The 20286-nt window shown below is 68.0% G+C and carries 20 protein-coding genes, 1 tRNA gene and 1 riboswitch; of the genes, 9 read left to right on the top strand and 12 right to left on the bottom strand.

Going from position 1 to position 20286, the window contains the following annotated elements:
- Positions 1-445 precede the first annotated feature (445 nt).
- The 5 genes from GGQ87_RS07060 (at position 446) to GGQ87_RS07075 (ending at position 6874) form a co-directional block, all read left to right on the top strand.
- Positions 446-518 (top strand) — tRNA-Arg (locus GGQ87_RS07060).
- A gap of 105 nt (positions 519-623) precedes the next feature.
- Positions 624-944, top strand: coding sequence for a hypothetical protein (locus GGQ87_RS07065; protein WP_168045995.1), 321 nt, complete (start codon positions 624-626; stop codon positions 942-944).
- Positions 945-1420: 476 nt separating this feature from the next.
- On the top strand, positions 1421-2074 hold the full coding sequence (locus GGQ87_RS07070; protein WP_168045997.1) for a hypothetical protein: 654 nt from the start codon (positions 1421-1423) through the stop codon (positions 2072-2074).
- Positions 1980-3593: a Y-family DNA polymerase gene (locus tag GGQ87_RS15385; RefSeq protein ID WP_245161429.1), complete on the top strand. Its 1614-nt coding sequence runs from the start codon at positions 1980-1982 to the stop codon at positions 3591-3593. The genes GGQ87_RS07070 and GGQ87_RS15385 overlap by 95 nt, the downstream gene beginning before the upstream one ends.
- A 35-nt stretch (positions 3594-3628) precedes the next feature.
- Positions 3629-6874, top strand: coding sequence for an error-prone DNA polymerase (locus GGQ87_RS07075; protein WP_245161524.1), 3246 nt, complete (start codon positions 3629-3631; stop codon positions 6872-6874).
- On the opposite strand, the gene GGQ87_RS07080 is transcribed toward GGQ87_RS07075, so the two are convergent.
- From GGQ87_RS07080 to GGQ87_RS07110, 7 genes are all read right to left on the bottom strand, one after another.
- Positions 6868-7056, bottom strand: a complete 189-nt coding sequence (locus tag GGQ87_RS07080; protein WP_168046001.1) for a hypothetical protein — start codon at positions 7054-7056, stop codon at positions 6868-6870. The two genes, GGQ87_RS07075 and GGQ87_RS07080, sit on opposite strands and share 7 nt — an antisense overlap.
- On the bottom strand, positions 7049-8152 hold the full coding sequence (gene hppD, locus GGQ87_RS07085) for a 4-hydroxyphenylpyruvate dioxygenase (protein ID WP_168046003.1): 1104 nt from the start codon (positions 8150-8152) through the stop codon (positions 7049-7051). Before hppD ends, GGQ87_RS07080 begins: the two co-directional genes overlap by 8 nt.
- Positions 8153-8211: 59 nt before the next feature.
- Positions 8212-8625 (bottom strand): DUF6766 family protein, encoded by a 414-nt coding sequence (locus GGQ87_RS07090; RefSeq protein WP_209282410.1) that lies wholly within the window; start codon positions 8623-8625, stop codon positions 8212-8214.
- Between the two features lie 30 nt (positions 8626-8655).
- Positions 8656-8979: a hypothetical protein gene (locus GGQ87_RS07095; RefSeq protein WP_168046005.1), complete on the bottom strand. Its 324-nt coding sequence runs from the start codon at positions 8977-8979 to the stop codon at positions 8656-8658.
- A gap of 66 nt (positions 8980-9045) precedes the next feature.
- Complete coding sequence (locus tag GGQ87_RS07100) at positions 9046-9261, bottom strand: hypothetical protein (RefSeq protein WP_168046007.1); 216 nt, start codon at positions 9259-9261, stop codon at positions 9046-9048.
- 81 nt (positions 9262-9342) lie between these two features.
- Positions 9343-9990 carry a hypothetical protein gene (locus GGQ87_RS07105; RefSeq protein ID WP_168046009.1) on the bottom strand — a complete coding sequence of 216 codons (648 nt, stop codon included), beginning with the start codon at positions 9988-9990 and terminating at the stop codon, positions 9343-9345.
- Between the two features lie 346 nt (positions 9991-10336).
- On the bottom strand, positions 10337-11167 hold the full coding sequence (locus tag GGQ87_RS07110) for a DUF2461 domain-containing protein (RefSeq protein WP_168046011.1): 831 nt from the start codon (positions 11165-11167) through the stop codon (positions 10337-10339).
- Between the two features lie 176 nt (positions 11168-11343).
- On the opposite strand from GGQ87_RS07110, the gene GGQ87_RS07115 reads away from it, so the two are divergent.
- Positions 11344-12009 (top strand): DsbA family oxidoreductase, encoded by a 666-nt coding sequence (locus GGQ87_RS07115; RefSeq protein ID WP_168046013.1) that lies wholly within the window; start codon positions 11344-11346, stop codon positions 12007-12009.
- Positions 12010-12253: 244 nt separating this feature from the next.
- Here the strand turns inward: GGQ87_RS07115 and GGQ87_RS07120 are convergent, their stop codons facing one another.
- A complete protein-coding gene (locus tag GGQ87_RS07120; protein WP_168046015.1) occupies positions 12254-12610 on the bottom strand; it encodes a hypothetical protein in 357 nt (118 codons plus the stop codon).
- Between the two features lie 271 nt (positions 12611-12881).
- Between GGQ87_RS07120 and GGQ87_RS07125 the strand changes: the two genes are divergently transcribed.
- Positions 12882-14345: a hypothetical protein gene (locus GGQ87_RS07125; protein ID WP_168046017.1), complete on the top strand. Its 1464-nt coding sequence runs from the start codon at positions 12882-12884 to the stop codon at positions 14343-14345.
- Positions 14346-14408: 63 nt separating this feature from the next.
- Here GGQ87_RS07125 and thiC read toward each other — a convergent pair whose 3' ends face one another.
- The 4 genes from thiC to GGQ87_RS07145 form a co-directional block, all read right to left on the bottom strand.
- Positions 14409-16238, bottom strand: a complete 1830-nt coding sequence (thiC, locus tag GGQ87_RS07130) for a phosphomethylpyrimidine synthase ThiC (protein ID WP_168047396.1) — start codon at positions 16236-16238, stop codon at positions 14409-14411.
- Between the two features lie 132 nt (positions 16239-16370).
- Positions 16371-16479: riboswitch (TPP riboswitch) on the bottom strand.
- A 35-nt stretch (positions 16480-16514) separates the two neighbouring features.
- Positions 16515-16868 carry a hypothetical protein gene (locus GGQ87_RS07135; RefSeq protein ID WP_209282411.1) on the bottom strand — a complete coding sequence of 118 codons (354 nt, stop codon included), beginning with the start codon at positions 16866-16868 and terminating at the stop codon, positions 16515-16517.
- 29 nt (positions 16869-16897) lie between these two features.
- Positions 16898-17722 (bottom strand): TIGR02587 family membrane protein, encoded by an 825-nt coding sequence (locus GGQ87_RS07140; RefSeq protein ID WP_168046021.1) that lies wholly within the window; start codon positions 17720-17722, stop codon positions 16898-16900.
- A gap of 41 nt (positions 17723-17763) precedes the next feature.
- Positions 17764-18381, bottom strand: coding sequence for a TetR/AcrR family transcriptional regulator (locus tag GGQ87_RS07145; RefSeq protein ID WP_168046023.1), 618 nt, complete (start codon positions 18379-18381; stop codon positions 17764-17766).
- Between the two features lie 311 nt (positions 18382-18692).
- Between GGQ87_RS07145 and GGQ87_RS07150 the strand changes: the two genes are divergently transcribed.
- Both GGQ87_RS07150 and cuyA read left to right on the top strand, forming a co-directional pair.
- Positions 18693-19112 carry a BLUF domain-containing protein gene (locus tag GGQ87_RS07150; RefSeq protein WP_168046025.1) on the top strand — a complete coding sequence of 140 codons (420 nt, stop codon included), beginning with the start codon at positions 18693-18695 and terminating at the stop codon, positions 19110-19112.
- A gap of 134 nt (positions 19113-19246) precedes the next feature.
- Positions 19247-20245, top strand: coding sequence for a D-cysteate sulfo-lyase (gene cuyA / locus GGQ87_RS07155; protein WP_168046027.1), 999 nt, complete (start codon positions 19247-19249; stop codon positions 20243-20245).
- Positions 20246-20286: the final 41 nt, after the last annotated feature.

Consider the following 20286-nt stretch of genomic DNA (forward strand, 5'->3'; position numbering starts at 1 on the left):
GGCAAGGGTCCGCTCCCGACCCATGGCGGACGTTTACAGCGCCACGCACAGCCAGTCGGATCACCCCTCTCGAGAGGCCCTGTCGCCCCAGGGCAGGGCCTCCACATCTCGAACGTGACCGCGCCGGGTCGTGCACTGGACGCCGGGGCGACCATTGTGGGCGGGTTCCCAGCCGTAGATGAGCGTCTCCGTGCCAGGCACGTCCTGAACTATGGCTGGCTCATCCAGCTGCACTCCGAGACTGGCCGCGCGTGCCCGGCACACGTCTTCGGTCGAGAGTGTTTGGGAGCCTGACGCCGCGGAAAGCACAATCGCGATGAGCGTCCGTCGGGCTTTCATGCGCTCAGGCTATCAGTGGGCCTCCACAAGGTCGATTTTCGACCTGTGCGTGACAGTCCGCTCCCGACCCATTGCGGGCGTCCAACGCTGCCGTATGCTGACAGCGGGTGCGGTAGCATAACTGGAGAGTGCATCAGGTTCGCCCTGAAGACGCTGGGTTCAAGTCCCGGCCCGCGCCTGCAACGTCCGCTGTTCGCATCCCTCTGACGGTCCGCTTCCGACCCGTTGCGGACATTGGCAATGAGGCTAAGTTCGATGGCTGAACCGAGGCGCAGCGGACAATGATGAAGGAAGTCGCCCTGCTATTGGCTGTCGGCGCAGTGCCGTGGTTGAGCCCGCCAAACGCCACACCGGTGACAACCGCCGAGGAGGCTTGTGCAGCAGTAAAAGCCCACGTCGTATCGCGGAATAGCCGAGCGGCGTCGGTGATAGCGTTCTGCGACCACATTCCGGAAACCGAGAGCCCTCGCGGCTACTACGTCATGGCTCTGCACAGCAATCGCGAGTGTGAAGGCATTTGCAGCACCAACATGGGGTGGTTTGCCGTCCAGAAATCGACGGGCGACGTGCTTGACTGGGACGTTGCGGAATGGCGACCGGGATAGCCGATCGATGGCCTCGGGAATGTCCACTTCCCACCCTTAGCCGACGTTTGCACCGGCTGCTCGTCGCCAACTGCGAAGAGGGTGGACGGCCGTGAGTTGAGGGCCCGCCGCCGCCATTTTCGGTTCGGCTTGAGGATTGCAGAGTGGGGGGTGTCAACCTGACACCGAGGAATATATTCCTCTCTGTCCCTTGACCCTCTCTCCCCGCTCCCCATGTTCCGACGGCATGGCCTTCAGGCCCTGCAGGGTCTTTGACAATCGGGTGAGGAGCGCGGCGGTTCAGCGGCGTTCTGCAGCACGCTTCGGACGGAGCGGACTCTACGCACTGAGCGGACTCTGCGGACTCTTCGCACTCTTCGGACCCTAATTTTTGGGATTACATCCGGGTAAAACCTCTCATCCCCAAGGAATCCGATTCCGCGTTTGACTCTGTTCCCGGCTGGAACAAATAATGAACATCCAGCTTCTGAACGATCATGAACCCGTCGCCCATCCTGTCACAGGACCCGTTCCCGGAGGTCGCCGCGCCGCTTGAGGAGGCGTGCGCGCCATCGCCCCGCGACGTGGGCGCGGCCGTGCTGTTCGCGGTGTCGCGGCGGCGGGCGGGCGACGACCGGCCGCTGCTGATGACCGCGCCCCGGGCGTTGTTCGTGGAATACGGCCGTCCCTACGGCCCCGGTCTGGCCGGCCTGCCCTTCATCCTCGCGCCCGTCTCCACCCTGGCCGAGGCCCTGTGGACCATGGAGCAGGGGCTGCGCTCGGGCGCGGTGTCGATGGGGCTGGGCGCGGTCGAGGGCGCGACCCTGGCCCAGACCCGGCGGCTGGATTTCGCGGCGAAACAGGGCGAGGCCGTCGGCCTGATCCTGTCGCGGGGGCTGGAGGGGCTCAGCGCGGCCCGCCGCCGCTGGCGCATCTCGACGCAGCCCAGCGCCGTCGACCCCGAGGACGAGCGCGCCCCCGGCCCGGGCCGCCTTCTCGCCGAACTGACGCGCGGACGGGGCGAGCGGCCCGGCGCATGGATGCTGGAGCAGGATGATGAGACGCATCGTCTCCGTCTGGCTGATCGACTGGCCGATCTCGGTCCGCCGTCGATCGCTGGAACGGGCGCGCCGTCCGGCCTCGCCGCCTGATCCCGCCCTCGACCCCCGCAATCCGTTCGCCCTGATCCTCAAGAACAGCCGGGGCGCGGCGGTGCTCCACGCCCTGAATCCGGCCGCCCGGGCGGCGGGGCTGCGGCGCGAACAGGGTCAGGCCGACGCCCTGGCCATGATCCCCTACCTGCTGCGCCAGCCCGCCGATCCCGCCGCCGACGAACGGGCCCTGAAGGCGCTGGCCCACTGGGCCGAGCGCTGGTCCCCCTCGGTCAGCGTCGATCCCTCCGGCGACGGGCTGGAAGGCCTGTTCCTCGACGTCACCGGCGCGGCCCATCTGTTCGGCGGCGAGGCGGCGCTGCTGCGCCAGATCCGCGACCGGCTGGCCGAGGCCGGCATCCCCGCCCGCGTCGCCATGGCCCCCACGCCCGGCGCGGCCTGGGCTCTGGCCCGCTGGGGCGGCGGCGACGGTCAGGCGCCCATCGCGGCCGACGACACGGTCCGCGACCTGCTGGCCCCCCTGCCGGTCGAGGCCCTGCGGATACAGGACCGCACCCTCAGGCAGGCGCGCCGCTTCGGCCTCAAGCGGATCGGCGACCTCTATCCCATGCCCCGTGCCGGACTGGCCCGCCGCTTCCGCAAGGAGGGCGGGGTCGATCTGGTCCAGCGTCTGGATCAGGCCCTCGGCCATGCCGCCGAGGCCCTCGTTCCCGTCCGCCCGCCGGCCCGCTATCGCGCCTGGCAGACCTGGATGGAGCCGGTCGCCGATCTGGAGGGTGTGGAGGCCCGGTTGTCCGAACTGGTCGCCGACCTCGCCGCCCCCCTTGAGCGTGACGGGCAGGGCGCCCGGTCCCTGACCCTGACCGGCTTCCGCTCGGACGGCGGCGCCACCGCCCTGTCGGTCCGCATGGGCCTTCCGGGCCGGGACGCCGGCATCTGGCTGCGCCTGTTCCGCGAGGCCGGTCTGGGCAATCTGGAGCTGGGCTTCGGTCTCGACGCCCTGATGCTGACCGCCGACGTGGTCGAGCCCATGCCCGCCCGTCAGGCCGCTCTGGAGACCGAGGCGGAGACCCGGCAGGCCGAAAGCCTCGCCGCCCTGCTGGACCGGCTGACGGCCCGGCTGGGCGAGGATCGGGTGCTGGCGCCCGAGGCGGTGGACAGCTGGATCCCCGAACGGGCCGAGCGGCTGCGTCCCGCCCTGGGCCGCCGCGTCGAGGGCGATGCGGGCGGCATGAGCCGCCGCCCGATCCTGCTGCTGGAGCCGCCCGAGCCCATCAAGGATCCCCTGTTCGACCTGCCCGACGGGGCCCCGGTCCGCTTCATCTGGCGCCGCGCTCCCCGCCGGGTGACCCGCGCCGAGGGGCCCGAGCGGCTGTCCCCCGAATGGTGGAGGACGGCCAAGGCCCGCACCCGCGACTACTACTGCCTCGAGGACGCCGACGGGGCCCGCTACTGGGTCTTCCGCGAGGGCCTCTATGGCCGCGACTACACCGGCGACCCGAAGCTGGTGAACGAGGAGCGCGCGCCCAGCTGGTGGATGCACGGGGTGCTGCCGTGAGCGGCTGGACCGGCGAATACGCCGAGCTCGGCGCCATGACCAACTTCAGCTTCCTCGAGGGCGCCTCCCACCCCGGCGAGCTGATGATGCAGGCGAAGTCGCTGGGGCTGGCCGCCGTGGGCGTGGCCGACCGCAACACCTTGGCCGGCATCGTCCGGGCCCTGATGGGCGCCGAGGAGGTCGGCTTGCGGCTGGTGATCGGCTCGCGGCTGGTCTTCACCGACGGCACGGCCCTGATGGTCTTCCCCCGCGACCGCGCCGCCTACGGCCGCCTCTGCCGCCTGCTCTCCCTCGGCAAGAGCGAGGCGGTGCCCCAGCCCGGCGCCGATCCCGACGGCGAGCGCATCGAGAAGGCCGAGACCCGCCTGACCTTCGAACAGGCCCTTGGTCTGGGCGAAGGCATGATCGCCCTCGTTCCCGCGCCCGACCACCCGGACGAAGCCTTCGAGACGCGGCTGGCGGCGTGGCGGCGCGCCTGGCCCGACGACCTCTATCTGGCCGCCTCGCCCCTCTGGCGCGGAGACGACCGCCGGCGCCTGAACCGGCTGGCCGCCATGGCCCGCCGCACCCGCGCGCCCATGATCGCCACCAACGCCGTCCTCTACCACCACCCCGACCGCCGCATGCTGCAGGACGTCCTGACCTGCATCCGCGAAGGGACCACCATCGACAAGGCCGGCCGCCGTCTACAGGCCAACGCCGAACGCTTTCTCAAGCCCCCCACCCAGATGGCCCGCCTGTTCCGCGGCCACGAAGCCGCGCTGGCCCGCACCATGGATGTGGCGAGAGCCTGCACCTTCTCGCTGCGGGAGCTCAGCTATCAATACCCGGACGAACCCGTTCCTCCGGGATACTCCCCGCAGGGCTGGTTGACCCGGCTGACGCTGAGGGGCGCCCGCTCCCGCTGGCCCGACGGCGTTCCGCCCGACGTCAAGGAGACGATCCACAAGGAGCTCAAGCTGGTCCGGTCGCTGGACTACGCGCCCTACTTCCTGACCGTCCACGACATCGTCGACTGGGCTCGCTCCCGTCCCGACCCCATCCTCTGCCAGGGCCGGGGCTCCGCCGCCAATTCGGTGATCTGCTTCTGCCTCGGCATCACCAATGTCGATCCCACCCGGCAGGATCTTCTGATCGAGCGCTTCATCTCCTCCGAGCGCTCCGAGCCGCCCGACATCGACGTCGACTTCGAGCACGAGCGGCGCGAGGAAGTCATGCAGCAGGTCTACAGGCGCTATGGCCGGGACCGCGCCGGGATCGTGGCGACGATCATCCACTACCGCCCCCGATCCGCCATCCGCGACGTGGGCAAGGCGCTCGGCCTGACCGAGGACGTCACCGCCCGCATGGCCGACACCGTCTGGGGCTCATGGGGCTCGAAGGTCGAAGAAGGCCATGTCGATCGGACCGGTTTGAGCCGCGACGATGCCCGGATGAAGCTGGCGCTGGAACTGACCGCCGAACTGATCCAGTTCCCGCGCCACCTCAGCCAGCACGTCGGCGGCTTCGTGCTCAGCCAGACGCCCCTGCTCGAGATCGTGCCCATCGGCAACGCCGCCATGCCGGACCGCACCTTCATCGAATGGGACAAGGACGACATCGACTTCCTCAAGCTGATGAAGGTCGACGTCCTGGCGCTCGGCATGCTGACAGCGATGAAGCGCGCCTTCCGCATGATCGAGACGACCTATGGCCGGCCTCTGCCCGACACCGCCGCCGTCCCCGCCGAGCGCCGCGGCGTCTACGACATGCTGTGCAGGGCCGACTCCCTCGGGGTCTTCCAAGTCGAGAGCCGGGCCCAGATGAGCATGCTGCCCCGGCTCCGGCCGGTGGAGTTCTACGATCTGGTGGTCCAGGTCGCGATCGTCCGGCCCGGCCCCATCCAGGGCAAGATGGTCCACCCCTATCTGCAACGCCGGATGGAGCGCCGGGCCTATGAGGCCAGACCCGGCGCAGGCAAATACCGCTTCTCCATGCCGGGCTCGACGAAGAACCCCGAAGAGCTGGCCAACATCCTGCGCAAGACGCTGGGGGTGCCCCTGTTCCAGGAACAGGCGATGAAGATCGCCATGGTGGCGGCGGAATTCACCGGCGACGAGGCCAATGGTCTTCGGCGCGCCATGGCCACCTTCCGGCACAACGGCACCATCGGCAATTACGAGACCCTGATGGTCAGCCGGATGATCAGGCGCGGCTACGATCCCGACTTCGCCCAGAACTGCTTCAACCAGATCAAAGGCTTTGGCGAATACGGCTTTCCCGAGAGTCACGCCTCCGCCTTTGCCCACCTCGTCTACGTCTCGGCCTGGGTGAAATGGCTGTATCCGGACGTCTTCGCCGCCTGCCTGCTGAACAGCCAGCCGATGGGCTTCTACGCCCCGGCCCAGATCGTTCGTGACGCCCGCGAGCACAAGGTCGAGGTGCGGCACCCGGACGTCAACGCCAGCGGCTGGGATGCGACGCTGGAGCCCCGGGCGGGACGCCGTCGCCGCGCCCTGCGGCTGGGCATGCGCTCCATCGACGGGTTCCGAAAGGAGTGGGCCGATCGGATTGTGGAGGTTCGGCAGGCGGGGCCGTTCGGCGATCTGGAAGACCTGCGGGTGCGGGCGCAGTTGCCGTCGGCGGCGCTGGACCGGCTGGCGGAGGCGGACGCCTATGGCTCACTGGACCTGTCGCGCCGGCAAGGGCTGTGGGCGGCCAAGGGCGCGGCTCCGGCCGCCTCTGCCCCGCTGTTCGAGGCCATGGGGCTGGACGAGACCGACGGCCAGCCGCCGGATGCCCTGCCCGAGCTGGCGCATTCCGAGGAGGTGGTCGGCGATTACCAGTCCCTGCGCCTGTCCCTGAAAGGCCACCCCGTCGCCTTCCTGAGGGAGCGGCTCAAGCAGGCGGGTGCGGTAATGGCGCGGGCCTGCGAGGCTGTGGCCAATGGCCGCCGGACGGTGGTGGGCGGGGTGGTGCTGGTCAGGCAGCGGCCCGGCACGGCCAAGGGCGTCTGCTTCATGACCGTCGAGGACGAGACGGGCATCGTCAATCTGGTGCTCTGGCCCGACGTGTTCGAGCGCTTCCGGCCGACGGCCATGGGCGCGCGGATGGTGCTGGCGAAGGGGCGGATCCAGAGGGCCGACGGCGTGACCCATCTGGTGGTCGAGGCGATCGAGGACTGGACCCCGATGCTGGGGAACCTGACGCCCGACCGGGCCCCCGGATCGGGCCATGAGCCGGCGCGGGGACGGCACCCGCGCGACGTGCGGGTGCTGCCGGGCTCACGCGACTTTCACTGACCCCGGCGGCGCTCCAGCCACTTCCACAAGGCGTTGCCCAGGATCGGCAGGAAGCCCCCGATCAGCGCCGCGATCAGCACGGTCCAGAAGCCGCCGCCCAGACCGTATTTGCCGACCGCCGCCCCGATCCCGGCCGCCAGCAAGGGCCCGAGCCAGGGCAGCCACGTCGGCGGCTTAGGCATCGACCTTGATGACGCCGCGCCGGATCTGGTCCAGTTCGATCGAGTCGAACAGCGCCTGGAAATTGCCCTCGCCGAACGCCTGGTTGCCCTTGCGCTGGATGATCTCGAAGAAGATCGGGCCGAAGGTGTCCTGGGTGAAGATCTGCAGCAGCAGGCCATCCTCGTCCGAACCATCGATCAGGATGCGGTTCAGCCGCATGCGGGCGACGTCGTGGCCGTGCCCGGGCAGGCGTTTGTCGATCAGGTCGAAATAGGTGTCGATGGTATCCTGGAAGGGTATGCCGCGGCGCTTCATCTCCTCGACGGTCTCGAAGATGTCGTCGGTGGCCAGGGCGATGTGCTGGATGCCCTCGCCGTTGTAGCGCTTGAGGAACTCCTCGATCTGGGAGTTCTCGTCCTGGCTCTCGTTCAGGGGGATGCGGATGGCGCGGTCGGGCGCGATCATGGCCTGGGACAGCAGGCCGGTCGCCTTGCCCTTGATGTTGAAATACTTCTGCTCCTCGAAGGCGAAGACGTCGCCGTAGAAGCCCGACCAGGTGCGCATCTGGCCGCGGCGCACGTTGTGGGTCAGGTGGTCGAGGCAGAACAGGCCGACGGAGTTCTTGCGCTCGGCTTCTTCCCAGCCCTCGATCTCGTCCCAGCTGTCGTAGAGGGAGCCGCGCTCGCCGTACTGGTCGACGATGTAGAGCAGCGAGCCGCCGATGCCCTGCAGGATGTAGGAATAGCCGTTCCCCAGCGCGCCGCCGTTGTGGTTCTCTGCCGGGCGGGCGCCGCGGGCGACGGCGCCCTCATAGGCGGCCCTGGCGTCGGCGACGCGGAAGGCCATGCCGTTGGCGGAGGGGCCGTGTTCGCGGGCGAACTCTTCAGCCTGGCCTTGGGGCGAGAGGTCGACCAGCAGGGTGATGTCGCCCTGCTTGAGGCGCACGGCGCCGGTGGCGGGGTTCACATGGGTGCGGGTGAAGCCCATCAGCTCGAGGCGGGAGGCCATGGCCTCGGGCTCGGGGCCGGTGAACTCGACGAACTCGAAGCCGTCCACGCCGAGCGGGTTCTCGTGATCCAGCCGGGCGGCGGCGTCAGACTGAGGGGCGTCGTGCATGGGGCGTCTCCTGAAAGGCTCGCGGCGGAACCTAGTGGCGGGCCGCCCGGAATCCAAGGTCAGGCGTGGAGGGCCTTGGGCGGTTCGGCGTCGTGGACCGCGGCGTGGCCGCCGTGGCGCAGGTGGGTCTCGTCGATCTCCTGGATCAGGGCGTCGGCGCGGTCCTTGCCGACGAGGTGGATCAGGGCGTCGATCTTGGCCTCCATCCGGTCGTCATTCTCCTTGGAGGAGGGCGAGCCGACGTAGAGGAAATAGGCCAGGCCCACGACCTGCCAGAGCAGCTGGAGGAACTCGGACTGCCAGTTCTCGAAGGTGTCCCGGCCCATTTCGATGAGCCAGGGCGAGAGCTCGGCGGCCTGGCCGTGGGACTGGGCCTCGTCGACGTAGGCGAACCAGCCGAAGCCCCAGTGGAGCACGATCGAGACGGTGAAGAAGACCAGGGTGATCCAGGCGTAGGCGTATTTCTTCAACATGGCGGCGATCCCTTCCTGCGAGGGCAACGCTTATCGCGGCGCTTCGGCTCCCGGGGGGACGTTGCCGGCCTCGACGCCGCGGGCGGAGGCGTCGCCGCTGGGATCGGCGCCGGGGGCGACCTGTGCGGGCGCGACGGGGACGCTGTCGTCGGCGGGGGTGGGCAGCTGGGCGGGCTGGACGGGGCCGCCGGCGGCCTCGTCGGCGGCGCTGTCGTCCGTGGCGCTCCAGTGGGACCAGACGTAGATGCCGGCGACCACAAACAGAAGAACCACCAGCCCGACCACCAGGCCGTTGAACTTCGTAGAACGTTTCGGGGCGGGCCGGTTCGAGCCGGCGGGATCGATCTGGGTCACGGGCGTCTCCTGCTGTCGGTCAGCTTAACCGGCGGGAGGGGCGCCGCGTTCCCGGAGCGGGAGGGCTCAGTGGCCGGCGTGGAGCTCCGGCGGCGGGGTCTGGCGGTCGAGCCGCATGACCAGCCGGTCGTCCTCAAACACCTCGACCCCCTCGCAGCTGGAATGCTGCTGCAGCTGGCCGAAGGCGGTGCGGGCCGCCTCGATGTCGTGCCGGCAGCTGGCGAAATCGAGCGCGGGGCGCCGGCCCCGACGGTCGTAGAAATGGAACTGGTAGATCCGCATCGCCGTCGCGCCCCTGATTAGGAAAGCATTAAAACCTTCCGTCACGGCAAAGTCTGTCGGGGTTTAGACATAACGACGGTTCTACACGGGCTCGTGAGCGCTCCGTCCGGCGACCGACTCGGAATTGGAGTGAAAAACAGCGTCCGAAGCGTCCGAAGAGTGCGAAGCGTCCGATGCGTTCGCTGCGTCAAATGCGTCGTCCACTGCGTCCGTAGCGGCCGCCGCGTCAGCGGCCGCCGCCTTCTGCGCCTCGTAGGCCGCGAGTTCGGCCCAGCCGGCGCGTTCATAACGGATCGCCTCGTGCTGGGCGGTGACGCGGTCGATCTCGGCCTGCTCCTCGTCCATGGCGATCCGCACCTTGCGCCAGCGCAGCGCCTCGGCCGCGTCGCCGCGCATCACCGCCCGCATGGACCGCCGATGGGCGACGAAGGAGAGCTGGTAGAATTCGACCTTGTCGAGGTCCCCGCCGGCGCGGTCCTCAAGCAGTATGCCCTCGTCGCTGACATCCAGCTCGTTCGGCGGCGGCGCCCACGCCTGGTCTCTCCGCCGCCAGAGCTCGCGGGCGGCCCGGCTGCGCAGGGCGGTCACCCCCACGCCGTAGAGGCGGCAGACGTCCGGGGCCGACATGCCGTCCAGATAGGCGTCGCGCACGCGCCGCCAGACATCCTCCGGCGCGGCGTGGCGGCCCCGGCGCGGCCGCGTGGCGGTGATCTGTGTTCCCTTGGCCATCCGGCGGCCCTTTCCTGACTGCGTTTCAACGGCCGGCATTATGCGGCCGCCGGTTTGTCAGGCGGACAAGTCGGATCGAGAAAAGCGGATGTCGTTGGAAAGGCGGGGGTTTGTTCGCGCTATCCGACTATAGAAACGCGGATTGTCAGCACAGCGTCATGGGGGTTTGGCAGCGCGCTGTCCTTCTCCCCTTGAGGGAGAAGGTGGGCCGGAGGCCCGGATGAGGGGGCTGTGTCGGCGCCCCGACTATCGGGTGTTTGGCGAATTGTCGGAAGCATGGGTGTCTCACCCCTCATCCGACCCGCTGCGCGGGCCACCTTCTCCCTCAAGGGGAGAAGGAAGTGGGTTAGTCCAGCGCGGCCCAGCCGAAATGGAGCAGGGGGCGCATGTCGGCGACGAAGTCGGCGAGGGTATCCGGCAGGTTGGGCGACGCGATCTCGGCCCCGGTTAGCGGCCGCCGCGCATACCACTGCAGGCGTTTCAGGGCGGGTTCCAGCGGGCCGCCGGCGTGGGCTTCGTAGCCCTTGGGCATGCGTTTGACGGCCATGCCGGGGGCGAGGCGGAGGCCGCGGGAGGCGAGGGCGGCCTCGACCTCGAGCCAGGCGTCGGGGTCGGCGGCGATGGCGCGGCGCACGCGTTCGGAGTTCTTCCGGTCGTAGAGATAGAAGCCGGCCGAAACGAAGGGGCCGCGGCCGTGGGCGTTCTCGAGGTCGGGGATTTCGCCTCCCCCGGTCAAGCCGGAGGATGACGAAGGCGCTTCGGACAGGCGGGCGCCGGGGTGGGTCGAGGGGTCGAGCGGGTCGATGCTGTCGTAGTCGAAACTGGCCTCGGTTACGCGCGAGCCGCCCTCGGGCTCGATGTGGATATAGGCCATGCCGGGCGACATCTTGCCCCCGCCGCGCGTCAGCACCGCCGCGACATGGGTCTTGTAGGGGCTCTTGTCCTTCGAAAAGCGCGTGTCGCGGTGGAGGCGGAACTGGCTCTTGGCCGGGTCGCCGGCGAGGGCGAGACCGCGGGCGGCGCAGGCGGCGGTCGTGTCGGTGATCAGGGCGGCGAGCGCGGGCTTGAGCCGGTCGTCATAGGTGGCGCGGTTGGCGGTGAACCAGTCGCGGTCGTTGTGGGCGGCGAGGTCGGAGAGGAACCGCAGGTCGGCGGGGAGGAAGCCGGGGAAGGTCATGGGGGAGGGGGGGATTAGGGGTTAGGGAATAGGGATTAGGGGCGAGGGCGTTCCGGATCGGGCTTCCCGGTCACAGGCAGCGACCCCACGAGACGGCCGGGCCAACCGTTCCCATATCCTGCCCTGACACCTGATCCCTAATCCCTACTCCCTAATCCCCACCACCGGAGCGTCCCATGCCCAAAACCCTGCACATCGACTTCGTCTCCGACGTCGTCTGCCCGTGGTGCGTCGTCGGCCTCGGCGGGCTGACGGAGGCGCTGGAGACGCTGAAGGGCGAGGGGATCGAGGCGCAGGTGCGGTTCCAGCCGTTCGAGCTGAACCCGCAGATGCCGCCCGAGGGCGAGAACATCGTCGACCATATCGGCCGCAAATACGGCTCGACGCCGGAGCAGTCGGCGAAGAACCGAGAGATGATCCGGGCGCGGGCGGCGGAGGCCTGGCCCGGGTTCGACATGCGGATGGGCGAGACGAGCCGCATCTGGAACACCTTCGACGCCCACCGGCTGCTGCATTGGGCCGGGGAGACGGCTGGGATGGAGGGCCAGGCGGCGCTGAAGCGGGCGCTGTTCGAGGCCCATTTCACACGGGGGGAGGATATCGGCGACGCACGCGTGCTGGCCGGGGCGGCGGAGGCGGCGGGGCTGGACCGCGCCGAGGCGGCGGCGGTGCTGGCGGAGGGGCGCTATGCGGACGAGGTGCGGGCGGCGGAGGCGCTGTGGGTCTCGCGCGGCATCACCGGCGTACCGGCGGTGGTGGTGGAGGGGAAGTATTTGATCAGCGGGGGGCAGCCGGCCTCTGTGTTTGAGGAGGCGCTCCGAAAGATGGCGGCCGAAACCTGATCCTTCTCCCCCTGAGGGAGAAGGTGGGCCGGAGGCCCGGATGAGGGGGCTGTTTCGGCGCCCTGGCTCGCGGGCGGTTGGCGGCTTGCCGGAGGAATGGGTGTCTCACCCCTCATCCGCCCCCTGCCAGGGGGCACCTTTTCCCTCAAGGGGAGAAGGGACGCGACGGGGTCTCGCGCGGGATCACCGCCGTGCCGGCGGTGGTGGTGGTGGAGAGGAAATGGCTGATCAGTGGGGCAGCCGGCTAGTCGAGCGGCTGTTTGTCCCGCTCACCACCGCCCGCCTTCTTCCAAGCAGCATACCGATGGGTCGCCGCGCCGAAGCTGATGTTCAAGGATTGCGCGACCGCGTACCGGGAGAGCCCCTTATCGAAAAGCCGATAGCAGATCTCGACACCGCGAGGCGTGAGCTTTTCTAAGCCTCCGATTTCATACTTGTTTCGAGGGTCCTTCGGGTCGAGCCCGCCCGCATCTTTCTCCGGTATAGCGAGATGGTCCCGAAGCATCAGCAGTCCCCCCCGGATCTTCTCGATACCATCGAGGAGGTGATCAACGGCGGCGCGCATTTCGGTGCCCGGTTGTGCTGGGATGGAAACTATCATGGCTGTTTGTCCTTAAGTAGGTTATAGACAAGACTCTCTTTAGCTAGGCTAAGGGTAAGGCGCAAGGCTTTTTATAGGCACCCTACCTAAAGGCCTAAGTTCGGTGCATTGCGCCGTTGCCACGCCGTATTGGGCGAGATGAGATCAGAACATTGACAGCGTCCGCGAGAACGCCGATCATCGACACGCGTGCTGAAAAGCCGCGGAACCGGGGCCGCAAGGTCCCACATTGAAACCTGGAGCAGGTTTCGGTCGAAGACTGGATAGCGCCGTGATCGGTGCTGCTCGCTGTTTTTCGAGCGACGCCTGTTCCTTTCGAAAGTCGAAAGGGACTTTTTTTATGTCTAACTTCATTCTGAAGTTCGCCCACGTCTCCGTTCAGCCGAGCGGAGATGAGAATTCCATTCGCCGCGCGGTGGGCTTTGTGAACATCGGCCAGTTGCTGTCGATCCTGGACAGCAAGGCGCTGGCTCCCAATCCGCGGAGCGCGAAGCGCAATGCCATCGTCGAAGGCATTCTAGGAACCCTCAACGACACCCCGGAACTTTTCCGATTTAAGTCGAAGGGACTGCTGATCTCCTCCCATCGGGTGGAGGAACTTCAGCGCGGCCGTTTTCGTGTGACTTTTGAAAAGGAGTTCGTGGACGGCGTCTTGGACGGCGGGCACAATCTCTTCGCCATCGGCCTGTTCGTGCTGTCCCAAGTCCTTGAACATAAGGAAGTCGCCCGCATCAAGACGTGGGAGCAGCTCGACCATGTTTGGGCCGAAAAGCGGAAGGAGATCGAGGGGCTAGAGTTCGACCCCGAGGATCTCGTTTCCGTGGAACTGCTCTATCCCGGTTCCAACAGCGAAGCTGATCAGGAAGCTTTTGATCGGGCAGCCTTTGATATCTCGCAGGCCCGGAACGCCAACACCGAAGTCAAAACGGAAGCGTTCCAGAACAAGCTCGGTTTTTATGACGTCTTGAAGGATGCGCTTCCCGTGGAACTCAGCCAACGGGTGGAATGGAAACCCGGTGTGGTCGAGCAAGCGGAGGCGAAACCTATTCCTGTCCGGGATATCGTCGCGCTGGCATGGATCCCGCTAAACCTCGCGAATGAGCACAAGTTGCTGCCCATCGATATCTCTGTGCTCCCTCAGAACATCTATCGCAACAAGGGGGAGTGTTCCGACAAATTCAAGACCCTCATGGCGCACAACGAAGTAACGGAACCGATCGGCGGCCAAGCGGGACAGGCTCGTGAACTAAAGCACGTGACTGTCGAATCCTGTCTGTTTATTGCGGGCGACCTTCCGCGCCTTTACGATCTGATCTACGAGAAATTTCCCCGTTTCTATAACGATGGAACCCATCGGTTCGGGAGTCGGAATGTGGTCAAGATGTACGACCCCGACAAGCTGAAGCAGCTGAAGGCCGATGGGAAGGACGCGTCTGGCTATACCGGGATCCGTCCTCTGACACCCTTCTTCCAACGGTCGTCGAAGGACATGAAATGGAAGTATCCTGACGCGTTGATCATTCCCTTCGTGACGGCTCTGTCGGCGCTCATGAAAATCGAGGGTGATGAGGTCGTTTGGGCTGTCGACGACATCGACAAGACGGTGTTGGAGAAGCTTGAGAAGGCTGCGCCGCTCTACGACGGGCAGCTGGACGCATACGACTGGGACCCCCAGCGTCTAGCCAAGAGCCCGTCCAGCCATAAGCAGGCCGCGAGCTACTACCGAGTCCTCTGACCCAAGCTGAACTTGGGCCAGAATGGTGGGGCGGGTCTTAGAGCCCGCCCCCTTTTTTTGCTCTCAGACCTTCACTTCGATGGCGCCGCCCCCAGCCCGGAATTTCGCGCTCATCTCCGCCATCCCGGCCTCCGCCTCGGCCAGCGAACCGCCGGCGTCGTTCTGCGCCTGGGCGTCCCGGCGGATGTCCTGGCTGATCTTCATCGAGCAGAATTTCGGGCCGCACATGCTGCAGAAGTGGGCGGTCTTGTGGGCTTCCTTGGGCAGGGTGGCGTCGTGGTATTTGCGGGCGGTTTCGGGGTCGAGGCCGAGGTTGAACTGGTCTTCCCAGCGGAACTCGAACCGGGCGCGGCTGAGGGCGTCGTCGTGGGCGCGGGCGGCGGGGTGGCCCTTGGCGAGGTCGGCGGCGTGGGCGGCGATCTTGTAGGTGATGACGCCGTCCTTGACGTCCTGACGGTCGGGCAGGCCGAGGTGCTCCTTGGGCGTGACGTAGCAGAGCATGGCGGTGCCGAACCAGCCGATCATGGCCGCACCAATGGCCGAGGTGATGTGGTCGTAGCCGGGGGCGATATCGGTGGTCAGGGGGCCAAGCGTATAGAAGGGCGCCTCGTGGCAGTGTTTCAGCTGCTCATCCATGTTGGCCTTGATCTTGTGCATCGGCACGTGGCCGGGGCCCTCGATCATGACCTGGCAGCCGTGGTCCCAGGCGATTTTGGTCAGCTCGCCGAGGGTGCGCAGTTCGGCGAACTGGGCCTCGTCGTTGGCGTCGGCGATGGAGCCGGGGCGCAGGCCGTCGCCGAGGCTGAAGCTGACGTCATAGGCGCGCATGATCTCGCAGATGTCGGCGAAATGCTCGTAGAGGAAGGACTCGCGGTGGTGGCTGAGGCACCACTTGGCCATGATCGAGCCGCCGCGTGAGACGATGCCGGTGACGCGGTTGGCGGTCAGCGGCACGAAGGGCAGGCGGACGCCGGCGTGGATGGTGAAATAGTCGACGCCCTGCTCGGCCTGTTCGATGAGGGTGTCGCGATAGACCTCCCAGGTCAGGTCCTCGGCGATGCCGCCGACCTTCTCCAGCGCCTGGTAGATGGGGACGGTGCCGATGGGGACGCTGGAGTTGCGGATGATCCAGTCGCGGATGTTGTGGATGTTGCGGCCGGTCGACAGGTCCATGACGTTGTCGGCGCCCCAGCGGGTGGCCCAGACCAGCTTGTCGACCTCGTCGTCGACGGAGCTGAGGACGGCGGAGTTGCCTATGTTGGCGTTGATCTTCACCAGGAAGTTGCGGCCGATGATCATCGGCTCGACCTCGGGGTGGTTGATGTTGTGCGGGATGATGGCGCGGCCGCGGGCGATCTCCTGACGCACGAACTCTGGGGTGACGAAGTCGGGGATGGAGGCGCCGAAATCCTCGCCGTCGCGGACGCAGGGGGCGGACTGCTCGCGGCGCAGGTTCTCGCGGATGGCGACGTATTCCATTTCCGGAGTGATCACCCCCTGACGGGCGTATTCGTACTGGGTGACGGGCCGGCCGGGGACGCCCTTGAAGACGCGGTGATTGCTGGTGTCGAAGCGGGGGGCGAGGTGGCGGCCGGAGGCGTGGCCGTTGTCCTCGGGTCTGACGTCGCGCGGGTTGGCGACGGGGGCGATGTCGCCGCGGTCGAGCTGCCAGCTGGATTTGACCTTCGGCAGGCCGCGCTTGATGTCGATGCTGACCGTGGGGTCGGTATAGGGGCCGGAGGAGTCGTAGATGGTCACCGGCGGCTCATTGGCGCTCGGGTGCACCGCCACTTCGCGGAAGGGGACGCGGATCTCCGGGTAGAGCTCGCCCTGCACATAGACCTTGCGGGAGCCGGCGCGCTCGCCGGTGGGGATGGTCCCGGTCTCGCGCATCACCTGATCGCGGGCGTCCTTGAGCGCCAGATCGACGTTCGGCTCTTCGGGAAGGGCGGGCGGGGTGACGACGATGTTCATGGCGGCCTCGATGTTGAGGGCGCCGACGCCGGGCGTGAGGGTCCTGTAACGTGGACCGAAGCGTACTCATCCCTTCGCCGGCATGACCCGGATCAGGTTCGACGGGTCGTGGGCTTACCCACCTCTCAGCCGCTCAAGCGCGACCCCCCGGAGAACGGGACAGTCCTACGCCTGAGGAGCCGAGGGTTCAACGGGTCAGGGTTCGGTCCAGCCGCGGGCGTGGAGCTGGAGGCCGGCGCGGGGGTCGGACTGGAAGCCGAGGGTGACGGTCTCCTCGCCGCCGGCGGGGACGTAGTCGATCGTGGCGGAGGCGGTCTCGTCGCCGAGCACGCCCTCGATCTCGACGGCGGCGGCGGTGGCGTGGCCGGTGTTGCGCACCTCGACCTCGGCCCGCCAGTGGCCCGGAGCCCCGCTTACGGCCTGCAGGCTGGGTTCGATCACGGGTGGGCCGCCCGGGCCCATCGCCTCGTGCAGCATGACGGCGAGGACGCCGAGGGTGAGCAGCAGACCGAGGCCGCCCATGATCCATTCGAGGACCGGCGGCTTCATGTCGGGGGCGGGCTTCTTCGAGGGCATGATCAGACCAGCAGGCGGGCGGCGGCGGCGCCGAGGGAGCCGGGGAAGGCGAGGACCACCACGGCGTCGACGATCTCGACGAAGCCGTGGCTGTCGGTGCGGCCGAACACCCAGAGGGTGCAGACGCTAACCAGCAGGACGAGGCCGTAGCCGGCGAGGGTGTAGTGGACGAAGGCGGTCAGGGCGCTCTCCTGCCTGTGCTCGCCCGCGAAGCCGGCGCGGTAGACGATGGCGTGCATGACCGCGAGGGAGACGAAGATCAGGGCGATCGCGTGCCAGGGGGTCATCCGGTAGGCGATCAGGATCATCTCCTCGGTCGGGGCCACGTTGAGGGCGAGGAACAGGCCGCCCGCGACCATCAGGAACAGCTCGCCGGGATACCGGGCCTCCGTCTCGTCGCCGTCGCCGCGGCCGGCGCTGAGCTGACGGCGGGCCAGCAGGGCGCCCATGGCGCCGGGCACCGCCTGCAGGGCGATCTGGCCGATGGAGTGGCGTAGCGGGGCGTCGGGCTGGACAATCGCCATGACCGTCAGCAGCAGGGCGGCGGTGAGATAGCCGACGGCGAGGGCGACGAAGGTGTCGAGCACCGCGTGGGCGACGCCATGATGCTGGTGGCTGAAGCCGGCGTAGTAGGCGAGGCCGACCAGCAGGGGCGCGGCGACGATCAGGAACAGGGCGAGGCGGCCGGGGTGGAGGCTGAAGCCGAACCACCACATCTCCATCGTCATCAGCAGAGGCAGGCTGAACAGGATCGCGCCGCCGAAGGCGCGGCCGAGGTCGCGGGCGTAGGCGGTTTCGCGGCGCGGATGAACGGCGGCGGGGCTCATGGATACGGCAACGCCTGAACGGGCGGTCCGGCTCCGCGAAGCTACTCCGGGAAGGCGACGAGCAGGGCGTCGAGAGCGGTTTCGATGCGGGCCCAGCCGGCTTCGTCGAGGGCGACGCCGCCGACGCCGGGGCGGGTTCCGCCGGACAGGGCAAGGTGCTGGACGGCGGCGAGGAGGACGGCGTTGATGGCCACGGCGTCGCCGGCGGGCGGGGTGCGCAGGCGGGGACGGCGCTCACGCATCCAAGCCTGCAGCACGGCGGAGCGTTCAGCCTCGATGCGGTTGAGCAGGGGCGAGGATTCGACGAGGGCCCAAGCCATCAGGCGCAGGGTCAGGGGACTGGCGCGCAGGGCGCCCAGCCAGGCCGAGAGGCTCTCCCGGGCGAAGGCGCGCAGGGACTCCGTCCCCGAGGCGGGCACGGCGTCGAGGAAGCGGACGAGGGAGGCGTTGGCGCGGCGGGCAATGCGCTCGACCACGCCATCGGCACCGTCGAAATAGCGGTAGACCAGCTTGCGGTCGCAGCCTGCCTCGGCTGCGAGAGTCTGGACGTTCAGACCGGGGAAGCCGTCGCGCAGCAGGATGCGCTCGCCGGCCTCGACGATGAGGGCTTCGGTGGCGGAGCGGTCGCGGAGGCGGGCGGGTGCAGGCGATTCGGCCATGCGGACAGCATCACGCCCGCAGGGAGTCGCGGCAAGGGATGTTGGATGGAGAGGAAAGGTGCGGCCCGACCTGCGTCGGGGGGGCGTGGCAGAGGCCGGGCCGCTTTTTCGGACTTAGTCGAGCGCGCATCGCCGCTTGGTCCGATCGATAAACATCACTCGGCGAGTTCGGTTCCGGGGGGCGCGCGACTTTTCTGAATTCTTTTCGCTCGGCGCCGATCTGTCCAGTCTTGGACATAGTGCCTTTGCTATCAAGCACTTGTAGACGGCGGGCCGAAACACGATAGGGTCACGGCGGAGCTGGAGGGATCATGCCGACACGAATAGACCGACTCGTTTACCGCAGCGTGGCGACCATGCCGACGGATGCGTTGATCCCGCTGGCCGAGCTGCTGGGCGAGGCGCAACGGAACAACGAGCGGGTCGGACTGACCGGCGCGCTGGCGGTGCACGGCGGGCGGTTCCTGCAGGTGGTCGAGGGCGATCCCGGGACGCTGGACCTGCTGCAGCGCCGGCTGGCCAAGGACGGGCGGCACCGGGACATCGAAGTGCTGGGCCGGCAACCGATCGAGCGCCGCGCCTTCGATGGTTGGAGCATGGCCAGCGCCGTCATCACGCCCTCCCTGCGGCCGGAGCTGGAGACGTTGATGAGCGGGATGACGCCATCCACGGACCGGATCGTCGGGGTGTTGCTGGAAGCCGTCGAGACGGCCGGGCAAGTTCGGGCCTGACGCGAGGCAGGCGCGTCGGTCGCGGAAGATGTCGGGCGCGTCCCCGGACAGGGCCGCGAGGCGTATGGCTCCGAACCCGTCGGCAAATCGCATCGGATGCGTCTAGAAGAGACGACCCACAGGAGCCCGCCCAAATGCATCTCGCCCGCTTCCCCCGCGTCCGTCTGGCGCACCTGCCCACGCCGCTGGAGCCGTTGCCGCGGCTGTCGGAGGAGCTCGGCGTCGAGCTTTGGATCAAGCGCGACGACTGCACCGGCCTGGCGGGCGGGGGCAACAAGACCCGCAAGCTGGAATTCCTGCTCGGCGAGGCGTTCGAGCAGGAGGCGGACACGCTCGTCACCCAGGGGGCGGTGCAGTCGAACCACGTGCGCCAGACGGCGGCGGCGGCGGCGGCGCACGGTCTGGCTTGCGAGGTCATTCTGGAGGAGCGGACCGGCTCGAAGGCGCACGACTACGTCGCCAACGGCAATGTGCTTCTGGACCGGCTGTTCGGAGCGGGCGTGCGGTTCGTGCCGGGCGGCAGCGACATGCCGGCGGAACTGGAGAAGACCGCCGCCGAGGTGCGGGCTCGCGGCGGGCGGCCCTATGTGATCCCGGGCGGCGGATCGAACCCGGTCGGGGCGCTGGGCTATGTCGACTGCGCGCGCGAGATCGTCGTCGGCGCGGACGAACTGGATCTGAGGATCGATCGGATCATCACGGCGACGGGCAGCGCCGGGACTCACGCCGGGCTGGTGGCTGGCCTTGCTGTGATGGGGGCGGACATCCCGGTGCTGGGCATCGGCGTGCGCGCGCCGAAGCCGAAGCAGGAAGAGAATGTACTGAAGCTGGCGCGGGAGACGGCGGCCCTGCTGGGACGGCCGGACGCGGTGACGCCGGAGATGGTCGTCGCAGACTGCGACTATGTCGGCGAGGGATACGGGCTCGTCGACGAGGCGGTGATCGAGGCGTTGAAGCTGGTGGCGCGCACCGACGGCATCGTTCTGGACCCGGTCTATAGCGCCAAGGCGATGAAGGGGCTGATCGCCCTGGCGCGGAAGGGCGCGTTCGAGGGGGAGACGGTGGTGTTCCTGCACACCGGCGGAGCGCAGGGGCTGTTCGGCTACGAGAGCGTGATCGGAACGGGTCTTTAAGGTTGCGGAACCTGAGCCGTATCAGTGCACTTTAGCGCGTG

It is taken from the genome of Brevundimonas alba (assembly GCF_011927945.1).
Lineage (GTDB): Bacteria > Pseudomonadota > Alphaproteobacteria > Caulobacterales > Caulobacteraceae > Brevundimonas > Brevundimonas alba.